The sequence below is a fragment of the Streptomyces sp. NPDC048291 genome (assembly GCF_043201715.1).
In the GTDB taxonomy this organism is placed as follows: Bacteria; Actinomycetota; Actinomycetes; order Streptomycetales; family Streptomycetaceae; genus Streptomyces.
The window spans coordinates 609,312-621,699 of the sequence record NZ_JBICZC010000002.1; the positions used below are offsets into that span (position 1 = coordinate 609,312).

At 64.4% G+C, this 12,388-nt stretch carries 11 protein-coding genes and 1 pseudogene; 6 read left to right on the plus strand and 6 right to left on the minus strand.

Annotation, left to right across the window (positions count from 1 at the left end):
• Nucleotides 1-46: 46 nt before the first annotated feature.
• From ACGF5O_RS07030 to ACGF5O_RS07040, 3 genes and pseudogenes are all read right to left on the minus strand, one after another.
• Nucleotides 47-454 (minus strand): annotated as a pseudogene (locus ACGF5O_RS07030) (winged helix-turn-helix transcriptional regulator); the annotation flags it as partial.
• Between the two features lie 83 nt (nucleotides 455-537).
• The gene (locus ACGF5O_RS07035) at nucleotides 538-822 is read right to left on the minus strand and encodes a hypothetical protein (protein WP_393808857.1); all 285 of its coding nucleotides are present in this window, start codon (nucleotides 820-822) and stop codon (nucleotides 538-540) included.
• Nucleotides 823-1,011: 189 nt separating this feature from the next.
• Nucleotides 1,012-1,773, minus strand: coding sequence for a class E sortase (locus ACGF5O_RS07040; RefSeq protein WP_393808858.1), 762 nt, complete (start codon nucleotides 1,771-1,773; stop codon nucleotides 1,012-1,014).
• A 290-nt stretch (nucleotides 1,774-2,063) separates the two neighbouring features.
• Between ACGF5O_RS07040 and ACGF5O_RS07045 the strand changes: the two genes are divergently transcribed.
• On the plus strand, nucleotides 2,064-3,536 hold the full coding sequence (locus ACGF5O_RS07045) for a beta-1,6-galactanase (protein ID WP_362586589.1): 1,473 nt from the start codon (nucleotides 2,064-2,066) through the stop codon (nucleotides 3,534-3,536).
• Nucleotides 3,537-3,669: 133 nt separating this feature from the next.
• On the opposite strand, the gene ACGF5O_RS07050 is transcribed toward ACGF5O_RS07045, so the two are convergent.
• Nucleotides 3,670-3,960: a DUF1905 domain-containing protein gene (locus ACGF5O_RS07050; RefSeq protein ID WP_393808859.1), complete on the minus strand. Its 291-nt coding sequence runs from the start codon at nucleotides 3,958-3,960 to the stop codon at nucleotides 3,670-3,672.
• A gap of 95 nt (nucleotides 3,961-4,055) precedes the next feature.
• Between ACGF5O_RS07050 and ACGF5O_RS07055 the strand changes: the two genes are divergently transcribed.
• From ACGF5O_RS07055 to ACGF5O_RS07070, 4 genes are all read left to right on the plus strand, one after another.
• Entirely contained in the window at nucleotides 4,056-5,075 is a 1,020-nt protein-coding gene (locus ACGF5O_RS07055; RefSeq protein ID WP_393808860.1) for a hypothetical protein, read from the plus strand.
• A gap of 126 nt (nucleotides 5,076-5,201) precedes the next feature.
• Nucleotides 5,202-5,507, plus strand: a complete 306-nt coding sequence (locus ACGF5O_RS07060; protein ID WP_393808861.1) for a hypothetical protein — start codon at nucleotides 5,202-5,204, stop codon at nucleotides 5,505-5,507.
• A 444-nt stretch (nucleotides 5,508-5,951) separates the two neighbouring features.
• Entirely contained in the window at nucleotides 5,952-6,359 is a 408-nt protein-coding gene (locus tag ACGF5O_RS07065) for a very short patch repair endonuclease (RefSeq protein ID WP_393808984.1), read from the plus strand.
• A gap of 48 nt (nucleotides 6,360-6,407) precedes the next feature.
• Nucleotides 6,408-7,532 carry a hypothetical protein gene (locus ACGF5O_RS07070; RefSeq protein ID WP_393808862.1) on the plus strand — a complete coding sequence of 375 codons (1,125 nt, stop codon included), beginning with the start codon at nucleotides 6,408-6,410 and terminating at the stop codon, nucleotides 7,530-7,532.
• On the opposite strand, the gene ACGF5O_RS07075 is transcribed toward ACGF5O_RS07070, so the two are convergent.
• The gene (locus ACGF5O_RS07075; RefSeq protein ID WP_393808863.1) at nucleotides 7,529-8,380 is read right to left on the minus strand and encodes a DUF6602 domain-containing protein; all 852 of its coding nucleotides are present in this window, start codon (nucleotides 8,378-8,380) and stop codon (nucleotides 7,529-7,531) included. The two genes, ACGF5O_RS07070 and ACGF5O_RS07075, sit on opposite strands and share 4 nt — an antisense overlap.
• Nucleotides 8,381-8,503: 123 nt before the next feature.
• On the opposite strand from ACGF5O_RS07075, the gene ACGF5O_RS07080 reads away from it, so the two are divergent.
• Nucleotides 8,504-11,662, plus strand: a complete 3,159-nt coding sequence (locus ACGF5O_RS07080) for a DUF3427 domain-containing protein (protein ID WP_393808864.1) — start codon at nucleotides 8,504-8,506, stop codon at nucleotides 11,660-11,662.
• A gap of 4 nt (nucleotides 11,663-11,666) precedes the next feature.
• Here the strand turns inward: ACGF5O_RS07080 and ACGF5O_RS07085 are convergent, their stop codons facing one another.
• A complete protein-coding gene (locus ACGF5O_RS07085; protein WP_393808865.1) occupies nucleotides 11,667-12,329 on the minus strand; it encodes an ATP-binding protein in 663 nt (220 codons plus the stop codon).
• Nucleotides 12,330-12,388: the final 59 nt, after the last annotated feature.

Consider the following 12,388-nt stretch of genomic DNA (forward strand, 5'->3'; position numbering starts at 1 on the left):
CCCCTTCACTCTCACTGCTCTCACTTCAACCGGTCACACATGATCGTTATACCTGATCGGTCTCCAGCGGCTCCAGGAGCCTCTTGGGCTCCAGGACCGCCCGGCTGACCGGGTCCGCCGGGTCGGGGTCGAGTCCCGGGCCCGGCGTGATGAGGACGTCCGCGACGGGGACGACGGTTCCGCAGGCGGGACATTCGCCGTACAAGCCGAGTTCGGTCCCGCACGTCACGTGACGGAAGTAGCGCAGCCGGCGGTCCATGAGGTGTTCGCGCCCCCAGACGGCGAGGGTGCGCAGGACGGGAAAGAGCTCGATGCCGCGCTCGGTGATGACGTACTCGTCCCGCGGCGGCGACTCCTGGTACCTGCGCTTCTCCAGGATCCCCTCCTCGGTGAGCGTCTTCAGGCGGGCCGACAGGACGGCGCGCGGGATGCCGAGGTGGACGAGGAAGTCGTTTTGACTTGCACCTCGGGCCGAAGCCCGAGGATTCCGGCCTTCTCGACTGGAGGCTGTGCCGCTACGCGGGGCGTGAACCGCCGCTACCCGGCGGCCACGACCTGGCCGGCCGTGACCTGGGGAGGGTTGGGCAGCAGCGACGCGAGCTGGTCCCGTACGAAGTCCGCCGCCCTGCGCACCGACTCCTCGGCCCCGGCCTGGTCGTCGTACACGCTGGTGGAGAGCATCACCCCGCCCCCGGCGTCGACCCAGTAGTAGGCCACGAAGCCGGGGACCTGGCGGAGGAGGGGGACGAATCCCTCGGCCACCCGGCGTCCCGCCTCGGCGGGGTCCGTCACCCCTTCGTACCGCCGTACCACTGCGTACATAGCCGATCTCCTCACGGATCCCGAGGCCTGCGGGGGCCTCCAGGGGCTTCAAGGGCTCCCAGGGACTCCCAGGGACCACCCTTCTCGAAACGGACATACCCCTCGAAGCGCGTCCCCCGCTCGCGGCATGTCCGGAAGCCCCTCGGATAGCCGCACGGACCGGCGGCCCCGGGACGTCCGCACCCGGCGCTACGCCCGCGGCCTCATCGACACCAGCTTCCCCCACACCACCATCCGGTACCGGGACGTGAACTCCGGCGTGCAGGTGGTGAGCGTGATGTAGTACCCCGGCTCCTTGTACCCGTACGACGGCTTCACGATCGAACGCGGTACGGCCCGTACGACCCCCGAATCACGCGCCGACGTCTGCGGCAGGATCTGGTCCACGACGTACGTGTAGGTCGCCGACGCCGTCTCGACCTCGATCGGATCCCGGAGCCGGAGCCGGGGCAGGTAGCGGAACGGCTCGCCGTGCGTGTTCCGGTGCCCGGCGAGCGCGAAGTTCCCGGCCTGGCCCGGCTGTTGGGTGCCGGGGTAGTGGCCGACGTACCCGTGGTTGAGCACCTTCGGCTTGCTGACGCCCTCGGCGACCGGGACACGGAGCCCGAGCCGCGGGACGACGAGGACGGCGTACGCCTGGGAGGCGACGACACGCGTGGTGTACGACGTCTGCCGCCGCCCGCCGCCGGGCCCCTGGGCCTCTGCCGCACCGGACCCCTCCTTCTCCCCACCACCGCCCGATCCCCCGGAGCCGTTCACCGCCCCTCCGCCGCCCCACTGCCGCTCCAGGGCCGCCACCTTCCGCGCGGCCCCCTGTTTCGCCTCCCGGTTGGTCCACCACAACTGGTGCACGACGAGCAGCATGAGCACCACGCCCACCGTGACGAGGAGTTCGCCCCCGGTCCACAGCGCCCGCCGCCGGGCCCGCCACCGCCGCTCACCGTGCCCCACGACCCGCACCGCACACCTCCCACCGCCCCGGCCCCGTGTCGGTCCCGCACGATAAGGCGCCCGCCGCCAACTCACCAGAGCCGCACGGCCTCCCGTCACCGCACCTCCCCACGCACCTCCCCACCACCTCTTCCTCCACTGGTTTTAGAAACCACTGTCAGAAACCGCTGTCGCAACCCTCGACAACCTCGCGCACCACACCTGATGCTTCGTGTTGGCATGCGGGGGGACGAGTCGACGCCGGTCCGGGAACCGGTGTTTGAGCCGCACGGAGAGGTTGAGAGACAGCCATGATCCGACGCAGAACACTCCTGGCCGCCGCGGGAGGCGGCCTCCTGGGCAGCGCCCTGGCCACCGGCACGGCCCACGCCGACGCGACGATAGCCGTCAGCCCGTCGACCTCGTGGGGCACCTGGGAGGGCTGGGGCACCTCCCTGGCCTGGTGGGGCAACGTCTTCGGCACCCGCGACGACTTCGCCGACATCTTCTTCACCACCAAGTCGACGACCTACAACAGCACTTCGCTGCCCGGCCTCGGCCTGAACATCGCCCGCTACAACCTGGGCGCGTGCAGCTGGAACAGCGTGAGCGGCGAGTCGATGGTCGCCTCCGCGAACATCCCCGCGTTCAAGCAGATCGAGGGCTACTGGCAGGACTGGAACAACGAGGACCCCACCTCCTCGGCCTGGGACTGGACGGCGGACGCCACCCAGCGCGCCATGCTCGTCAAAGCCGTCAACCGGGGCGCGACGGCCGAGCTCTTCGCCAACTCCCCCATGTGGTGGATGTGCCTGAACCACAACCCGTCCGGCGCCTCCGACGGCGGCAACAACCTCCAGTCCTGGAACTACCGCCAGCACGCCTCGCACCTCGCCTCCGTCGCCCTGTACGCCAAGAACAACTGGGGCGTGAACTTCGCGACGGTGGAGGCCTTCAACGAGCCGTCCTCCGCCTGGTGGACGGCGACCGGCACCCAAGAGGGCTGCCACATGGACTCGACCGTCCAGTCGGCCGTACTCCCCTATCTGCGCAGCGAGTTGAACAGCCGGGGCCTGACCAGCACCAAGATCTCCGCCTCGGACGAGACCAGTTACGACCTGGCCCGCACCACCTGGAGCGCCTTCTCCTCCACCACGAAGGGCTACGTGGACCGCGTCAACGTCCACGGCTACCAGGGCTCGGGCGGCCGCCGCGACCTCCTCTACACCGACGTCGTCACGACGGCCGGCAAGGCCCTCTGGAACTCCGAGACCGGCGACAACGACGGCACCGGCTACACCCTTGCCTTCAACCTGCTCTACGACTTCCGCTGGCTGCACCCCACCGCCTGGGTCTACTGGCAGGTCATGGACCCGTCCTCGAACTGGGCGATGATCGCGTACGACGCGGACACCCTGGCGGCCGGCGCGGTCACCACCAAGTACTACGTGATGGCCCAGTTCAGCCGCCACATCCGCCCCGGCATGAAGATCCTGGACACGGGCGTGAGCAACGCGGTGGCCGCCTACGACAGTTCGGCCAAGCGCCTGGTGATAGTGGCCCTCAACACCGCCACCTCCGCCCAGACCTTCACCTTCAACCTCTCCGGCTTCACGACGGTGACGGGCGGCACGAACGGCCTGGTCCCGCGCTGGAACACGGTGACGACGGGCGGCGACGCGTACAAGTCGTACTCGGACACCTACCTGTCCGGGAAGACGGTGGCGGTGTCGGTCGCGGCGAAGGCCGTCCAGACCCTCCAGATCGACGGCGTGACGATCTGACCCGAACGGCCCGTTCCGGCCCGCCCGAACCGGCCCGGACCGGGCCCCGGCGGCGGGGCCACGGAGCTCACCGTGCCCCCGCCGCCACCTCCACCTCCACCCCCGCTGCCACCTCCACCCCCACCGCCACCGCCTACTGCACCCGAACCCGCATCTCGACCCGCACCTCGTCCCCGGCCTCCAGCCCCTGCGGCTTCCGCACCGCACTCTTCAACGGCAGCAGATACCCCCCGTCCTTCGGAAACAGGGACGTCTCGAACACCACCCCGCCCAAGGTCACCTCGACGGGAACGACCCCCCACCCGTACGAGGCCATGCCCGCCACGGCCCGCACCTCCTCGCACTCCTCCTCCGGCACCGGCAGGAAGTAGTACGGAGCGGGCCCCCGCCACTCCACGACGCACCCGTCGAACTCGAACCGCACCGGACGACTCCCCTCGCCACCGACTGCACAGACTGCACCGACTACCCCCCATCTCTATCTCTTCTTTGTCACCGCCGGGCAGTACGGTGTCGTTCATGCGCCCCGACACGCCTGCCGAGAACGTCGACCACACCGCCGAAGCGGCACGCCTGGAGCGGACCGCCGACCGCTACCCCGAGGACGCGGAAGCACTGCTGCTGCAGGCCGCGGCCCACCTGGAACTGGCCGACGACCGCCCCGCCGCCACCGCGCTCTACGACCGCCTCCTCGCCACCCCGGACACCCTGGAGGACGCACCCCTCGTCCGGGCCCTCAAGGCGTCGAACCTGTGGGAGTACGACCACGAGGCAGAGGCCAGGGCGATCATCGACGGCATCCGCACCACGGCCCCCCGGGACCCGGCCCCCTGGGTCATCGTCGCGGAGTCCCTCGAATCCCACGACGAGCTGGAAGCGGCGCACGACACCTTCACGGAGGCGGCCACCCTCCTCCTGACGGACATCGCCGAACCCCCCTACGCCACGCACCCGCTCCTCTTCGGCCGCCACCGGGTCCGCCGCATGCTCGGCCTCCCCCACGACGACTGGGACGCCCGCGCCGACACCCTCCACTCCTCCCCGGTCTCCCTGGACGAGCTCCACGACCCCAAGCGCGTCTGGTCCCTGGGCTCCGACAACCCGGAGGAGCTGGAGGCCGAGATCTCCCGCCTCCGAGCCGAACTCGGCACCTACCGAGAGGCCCTCTCCCGCCCCTTCCCGGTAGCGGTCCTGCACTGGCCGGCGAACGAACTCTCGGAACTCCTCTCCGCCTACCCGGACCTGGCCACGGAGTACCCCTCCCACCCCGAACACCTCTCGACCATAGAGTCCTCCCTCCGCGAACTGTCCGTCTCCGGCACCGGCAACCTCGGCATCGTCACCGCCACCGTCCCCTCCTACGAGGCCTTCGCCGCCTCCGAGGGCGCACCCCCGTCCGACACGACCCTGCTCCCGCAGTACGCGACGACGCTGGCGGCACGGGGCCGCGCGGTGGCCTGGCCGCCACAGCAGCGCTCGGAATGCTGGTGCGGGGTGGAGACGGCATACGCGGAGTGCCATGGAAGCCCCACCACCTGAGTCGCTCTCCTCGCCGACGACGTCAGTGACTCCTGAACAGTCGTGACGAAACCCGACAGGCGGTAAGGAGCCCTGGTGTCGGAACAGCGGTGGGCGCGAGAGGAATCCCGCGTCACGTGGGAGTCGATGAGCAGAAGCGAACACGCAGCCGTCTTCCGAGCCGTCCGCAAGGGTGAACCGGCACAGGACCCTGCCACCGCACTGCTGGCGTTGCACTGGGCCTGGGCCGTCATCGGCCCGCCCGGTGCACGCAGGCGCTACCCCTGGCAGGACGTCTTCCTCGACATCAGGCCCACCGCCTTCCTCACCGACATCTACGACGGCAACCCCCGGAACGACGTCCGCGCCTACGTCCGCTGCGACGCCCGGCGGGTCGAGGCGGCGTGCCTGCCGTTTCTGGAGTCCCTTGGCGTAGAAACGGGTCGATCATGACGATCGGCAGGACAGTGCAGACCGGATCGCCGACTTCACAGTCGAACGACGCCTTCCGCAGCTCCCAAGCCGCCCAAGCACCCGGCGTGCCCCCACCCACCAGACGCGCCCCCACCCCGGCCGCAATCGCAGCCCACCCGAGGCACACCCCGGAAAGCCGCCCGCTTTCCCTGGGCCGCCCGCTCGCTTCTACCCCGTGCCGGAGCGGCCCGGGTCAAGGGTGGCCCGCAGGGCCATCGGCGCAGCCGACGCGGACGCGGAGCGGGAGCGCCCTTGAGGCGGGGCGCGTAGGAACGACAATGGCCAAGAAGCGGGCGACCTCTGTGCCGATAATGCCCACTCCAGTGAGGCAGGCCTTTCGTCGACTACACGCCCATCCGCCCACGCTAGAAGGATGCTCCCGTGCCAGAAGTCGCCCCCAACTCTCTTGCCGTCTCCGCCCGCATGAGCAGGCAGGCGAGCAAAGACACGAATGTTGGGCTGACCGTGCGACGGCTGTTGCACGCGGCCGGACTGCGTTATCGCGTGGAGTATCCCGTGCCGGGCATGCCCCGGCGACGGATCGACGTGGCCTTCACTCGGGCCAAGGTCGCGGTCCTCATCGATGGCTGCTTCTGGCACGGCTGTCCCCAGCACGCCACTCGCCCGAAGGCCAACGCGGACTGGTGGCGCAGCAAGCTGGATCAAAACATCGCCCGTGATCAGAAGACGACCGAGCATCTGATCGCGGAAGGCTGGACGGTGCTGCGATTCTGGGAGCACGAAGATCCAGCCCAAATAGCCACCAAAGTGGCTCGACTTCTCGACATAAAGCTGCCCAAACAGGACGAGACCGACCCGTCAATCACTTAAGGCTCACCCGCAAGGAAGTCTGAAATCCTGCAATGACATCATCCAAGTATGACAAGCAGACCGGATGATGCGGCGATAAATCCAGGCGACGTTGTCACCAGGGCCGAGATCTCTAAGGTGTTCGGAAACAGTGGACAGGGCGGCATCTGCGCGTCCATAAAAAAGCGGTCCGTCAACCTGTTTTCCGACCCGAGCGTGGGCGAGAGGTTGGGCTACTACGACGGCTGGATTGCAGAGGATGACGACCTGGGACCAGTCTTCGAGTACACGGGCGCCGGGAAGAATGGGAACCAGACCTTCGAAGGCGTCCTCGGCGCCGGGAACAGGGCGGTTCTGCAGCATGCCATACAAGAGCGAATACTGAGAGTATTCGTACAATTCGGCAAAATGCCGCACAGTGACACAAAGACGCATGAATACCTTGGGGAGTTCACGCTCGATCAACTGCAGCCGTACGTCTGGCGCCGAGCACCCAGCGAGGACGGCCCCGATCGGGACGTAATTGTCTTTCGATTGCGCCCGGAATCGGACAGCAACATGGGTCGCACATCGAGAACCGTGATTCCGGTCGCCGAAAAAACCATCGCAGAACTTGTAGATATACCAGTCACGGCGGCACTGCTTCAGTCAGATCCAACTACCAGCGGCGCACTGGGAACGCCAAAGCAGCACCGAAGGAATTTGAAATCACAAAAGAGGCTCCTCAATGCCGCAACTGAAGGCACCTTCGTGGTCCCAGAAGCATTTAACACGAAAATGAGCCTGCGTTCCGCATCCGCTTCTTTCATAGCAGTACGCCGCGAAGCAGAACTAACTCAACAATACATTGCGCATCTCCGGTCTCTGGGTCACTCGGTAGGCGCGTTTCAGATAAAGGTGAAGGGCCTAAGTTCAACACTCCGAACCGACCTGTACGACGCCACAGAACACCGACTCTATGAAGTAAAAGGGGCCAACGCTCGAGAGGATGTGAGGATGGCCCTTGGTCAACTCCTGGACTATAGTCGCTATGTCAGCACGGACCAGAATCCCAGTGCCCCGACGTGCACCATTCTGCTCCCCGCGCAACCCGATGCGGATATGTACGACCTCTGCAAAATATACGAGGTCGAAATAATTCACCGCACAGAAGACGGCACCTTCGCCCATGGCACCGGCACGACACTCGGCTAGGGATTCTTCAGCGCCTTGGTTTGCGAATAATGCTTCACACCAACCCCAGACCATCGACGCGTCATCGAACCCAACAGGGATGCTCCGGAGTACGGGACAAGGTCCAGAGGGTTCATCCATGCATCCGAGAAGCGAATATTGAGGTGCAGTGCAAGGGCTAGCAAGACGTCTTGAGCAGGTATCGCTTCTATCTGCACAAGCGATGCCCCAGGGACCGGTGACGCGTCAATGAGCCCAGTCTCCGGATTCTGCCATTGCAGTTGTCCCTTACCGAGCACCCAAACACTATCTGGCCACTCAGCAACATCTCGCTCATTACACCATTCAACGAGATGCGAGCCAATAGTCTCCAACTTCAGACTATCGAAAGCAATGACGATCCCGGACGTCGGAAAAAAGTCATGAATTTTACCGTACGCCGACGTAGATCTTGGAATCATCCCGGGAGTGGGGCGATACGACTTCTTGGGTAAGCCACGCAGCTTACTGATCTTATTGCAGGCATCTTCCAGTTGAATGCCATCCAATTTGGTCTTGACCTCGATCATCCCGTATACGCATTCGTTGGGGATGATCCGATATCCAGCCAGATGGGTAAATGGAGGGGTGCCCCGGTCAGTCAAAACGATGTCACACTGCGGAGATGTTTCTCCGCTAGCGGTCACAACCTCTGCATTGTGTACGGCTTCGACATGGGACGGGAGATAGTTGGCCAGGAACTCGCGGACGAGCAGCTCGCGCGAAGTTCCAGCTTCACCGCTGTGCTTAAAATTCTTGGACTGCTCAAAATCGGCTCGCATTTTCATTGCGACAGAGCTGAGGATTTTGCCAAGCTTCTCCTGAGTCATACAAGGATCGTAGATCATTCGGCCTAGCGCCCGCGCGAAGTCGGCACTCTCGATCCTGCGTGCCCCTGTGTCAGTGGCCTCTGTTACACATGACACAGCGTCTGAGTGATCGAGGGAGCTGACGTGCCAGAGTCGGAAGAGTCGTTGCGCCCCATCGCAGGCGTGTACGAGGAGTTGATCACCCTCCGGGTTGAGCAACGACTCAAGGAACTCAGTAATCTCGGCTGGCGAGCGCTGGTCGACCAGGTAGGGGCCGAATCAGTTCCTCACGTCTTGGCAACCCATGTCGCCGGAACCGTACGGCGGGTCCTCCACGCTCTGCCGGCCGAGGAGCGGGTCCATGCCGCCAACCACATCTTGGAGTCCATCAGCACGCTTGAGGGAGCCAAGGAGTGGGTCGACCTTGTATCAGAGGGGCCGCGCCAACTACTAGCGCTCACTCGCCAGGAGGCTCGAGGTGTCTTCGCGATCCGTCCTGCTACACCGCTCTCCGACACAGCACTCCTGACAAACGCACCGGAGGACCCGAGCCTCGGCTTCGAGCTGCGCGCTGAACTAGCCACCGCTGACCGTGTCGACCTGCTCTGCGCCTTCGTGAAGTGGCATGGCCTGCGCATCATCGAGCCATCGCTGAGGGCCGCCCATGAGCGAGGTGTGCCGATACGGGTCATCACGACCACCTACATCGGGGCTACTGAACGCCGCGCGTTGGACCGACTGGTGACAGAATTCAACGCTGAGGTCAGGGTCAACTACGAGACCCGATCCACACGACTGCATGCCAAGGCTTGGTTGTTCCGCCGTGCGAGCGGCTACGACACGGCATACGTGGGCAGCTCCAACCTGTCCAAGACTGCGCTCCTCGACGGCTTGGAGTGGAACGTACGCTTGTCCTCCATCGCCACGCCCGACGTACTGCGGAAGTTTGAGGCCACTTTCGAGGCCTATTGGAGTGATCCTTCCTTCGAGATTTATGACCCGGAAGCGGACGGCGTTCGTCTTCAGGAGGCGCTAGCCATCGCAGGCGGCGCATCATCGGCAGCTGCTGTGCGTCGAATTACTCTGTCTGGTCTGGAAGTGCGTCCCTACCCGCACCAGCGCGACATGTTGGAGCGGTTGGAGGTTGAGCGAGAGGTACACGGCAGGCACGGGAATCTCCTGGTCGCCGCTACCGGTACCGGCAAGACGGTCATGGCTGCCCTCGACTACAAGCAACTGCGGAAGAAGTACGGCCGCGACCTGCGTCTACTGTTCGTGGCTCATCGCAAGGAGATCTTGCAGCAGTCTCTGAGGACCTATCAAGACGTCTTGGTCGATCCGAACTTCGGTGAGTCACTTCATAGCGGTGAGATCCCGGAGCGGTGGGCGCATGTGTTCGCCAGCGTGCAGTCTTTGAGCGCGCGAACGCTAGATAAAATCTCGCCCGATCACTTCGATGTGATCGTGATCGACGAGTTCCATCACGGGACCTCTCCGACCTATCGAAAGATCCTCGATCACTTCGAGCCGTTGGAGTTGCTTGGGCTGACAGCGACACCTGAGCGCATGGATGGCAAGAACATCCAGGACGAGTTCTTCGATGGTCGAATCGCCGCTGAGATGCGGCTATGGGAGGCTCTGGAGAATACTCTCCTCAGCCCCTTCCACTACTTCGGTATCACTGACAACACTGATTTCAGTGCTGTGGAGTGGAAACGCGGTGCGTATGACCCCAGCGCGTTGAGCAAGACGGTGTCGAGAGATGAACCCCGGGCAAGGCTGATCCTCAAAGCAGTCCAGGAAAAGGTCGTCGAGCCAAGCGCTATGCGGGCGCTTGGTTTCTGTGTGTCGGTGCAGCACGCGAGATTCATGGCGGAGGCATTTCGTACAGCCGGACTCAATGCTACCGCGCTGTCGGGCGAAACCTCCGCAGATGAGCGCGCGCGGGCACTGACCGACCTGAAGTCAGGTGTGCTGCAGGTGATCTTCTCGGTCGACCTGTTCAATGAGGGGCTCGACATCCCTGACGTAGACACGTTGCTGCTGCTGCGTCCGACATCCAGCGCCACTGTCTTCTTGCAACAGCTCGGCCGCGGGCTGCGTCGCACGGAGGACAAGGCCGTACTCACGGTGCTCGATTTCATCGGGCAACACCGCAAGGAGTTCCGCTTCGAGAACCAGTTCCGGGCACTCACCAATCTCAGCCGCAAGCGTCTGCTGGACCATATCGAACATGACTTCCCGCAGTTGCCCTCCGGTTGCCAGATCATCCTTGAGGAGAAGGCGAAGAACACCATCATCGCCAACATTAAGGAGCAGATTGGCATCAACGTCACAGCGCTGGCGCGCGAGGTCGCCGACTACGCGGAGCCAATGCTTGACCGCTATCTGGACGAGAGCGGTCGCGACCTCAAGGAGTTGTACCGAGGGAGCGGCAACTCCTGGACGGGGCTGCTTCGCCGCTCCGGCCTCCTCAAGGGGGAGGCGCCAGAGGGGGAAACGGCGCTTCTTAGGCGCATCTCCTCATTCCTTCACGTCGACGACCCCTTGCGTGTCGCCGCCTACACGCGGCTGTTGAGTGATGGCGCCCCTGCTTACAATGAGCTCGACGAACAGGAACAGGCATACGCTCGCATGCTCTTCTTCCAGCTCTGGCCGCTCGGTGGCGTAACGAGGAAAGGATTTGCGCATTACGACGCTGGCTTCGCCACACTGCGTAAGCAGCCCGCGGTGCGGAGTGAGTTGCGTCAGGTCCTGGAGTACAACCTGGCTCATACGGAACATGTTCCGATCCCGCTCCTGGGGGGCGGCAACCATGCAGGTGTCCCCCTGACCGTGCACGCTTCCTATACCCGCGAGGAGATCCTACCCGCTCTTGGCCAGTCCACTATCGGCGGCTTCATGCCGGGCGACTTCCGTGAGGGGGTGAAGTGGTGCGAGTCAATCAAGACCGATGCGCTTCTCATCACCCTGGACAAGGACGAGAAGGACTTCTCGCCGCAGACCCGATACCACGACTATGCGCTGAGCGAGACCCTTTTCCATTGGGAGTCCCAGAACCAGACGTCGGAGACCTCGCCCACCGGCCTGCGCTATCAGCACCACACGGTGCACGGGACTCACGTGCTGCTCTTTGTTCGCCGGTACAAGAGCACGGACATCGGCGGTGCACAGCCATGGATGCTGCTGGGTCCAGCTGAGTACGTGGAGCACACCGGGAGTAAGCCTATGGCGATCACTTGGAAACTGAAGCACGAGATCCCAGCTGACGTCTGGACGTACTCCGCGATCGCATCCGGCTGACGCGTTACCGTGAGTGGCTCCCAGCATCGACCTCGACCTCGAAGTGCATCTGAGCACGGTCCAAGGTGTCCTCCGTGTCGCAGCCGTGGGCCCGAAGCCAGTGCAGAAGATCGGCAATGACATCAATCGCCACCTCCTCTGCTACGGCCGTGGTCAACTTGCTCGGAGCCACCGACTGCGGTCGCTGGGTCGCCCCATAGAGCCCGAGCAGCATCTCGGCCCTGGTCACGCGTGGACTGTCGCAATGCCCGGTTGCGGAGGACAACCCGGTGGCCAGCTCACACCAGGTCACCTTCCTGTTGGGGTGGAGCTGGACACCCCAGCGGTCAGCCAGTCCATCAACGAGCGTCATGCCGCGCCCAGCCTCCGAGTCCAGGCCGGCTTCGATCAGAGTGGGGAGGGCGCGGGTGTCGGGGTCGTGGACCTCGATGCGTAGATGGCTGCCGCTCATGGATACGGCGAGAGTGGCTGGTGTCCCGTGGCCAACGTGTGTAATCACATTGGCCACCAGCTCACTCATGCACAGCTGAGCTTCGTTGGCGATGTCTTGCAATCCCCAAATTCCCAGGTGGATCCGCAAGATACGCCGCAAGGCCGCCACTTCCGTGGGCTCGGCAGTGAAGGCCAAGTCCCACGGCTTGCGTGACATGCATGCCTCCTGGCTCATGAAAGCTCTCCTTTCGATGCAACCGACCGTGGCGACGGCGGAGCGTCACGAGATCTCAC

Coding starts and splice junctions, on each gene's coding strand:
- ACGF5O_RS07045 (WP_362586589.1), top strand. CDS start 2,064: ATGATCCGACGCAGAACACTCCTGGCCGCCGCGGGAGGCGGCCTCCTG.
- ACGF5O_RS07070 (WP_393808862.1), top strand. CDS start 6,408: ATGACAAGCAGACCGGATGATGCGGCGATAAATCCAGGCGACGTTGTC.
- ACGF5O_RS07065 (WP_393808984.1), top strand. CDS start 5,952: ATGAGCAGGCAGGCGAGCAAAGACACGAATGTTGGGCTGACCGTGCGA.
- ACGF5O_RS07055 (WP_393808860.1), top strand. CDS start 4,056: ATGCGCCCCGACACGCCTGCCGAGAACGTCGACCACACCGCCGAAGCG.
- ACGF5O_RS07060 (WP_393808861.1), top strand. CDS start 5,202: ATGAGCAGAAGCGAACACGCAGCCGTCTTCCGAGCCGTCCGCAAGGGT.
- ACGF5O_RS07035 (WP_393808857.1), bottom strand. CDS start 822: ATGTACGCAGTGGTACGGCGGTACGAAGGGGTGACGGACCCCGCCGAG.
- ACGF5O_RS07075 (WP_393808863.1), bottom strand. CDS start 8,380: ATGACTCAGGAGAAGCTTGGCAAAATCCTCAGCTCTGTCGCAATGAAA.
- ACGF5O_RS07085 (WP_393808865.1), bottom strand. CDS start 12,329: ATGAGCCAGGAGGCATGCATGTCACGCAAGCCGTGGGACTTGGCCTTC.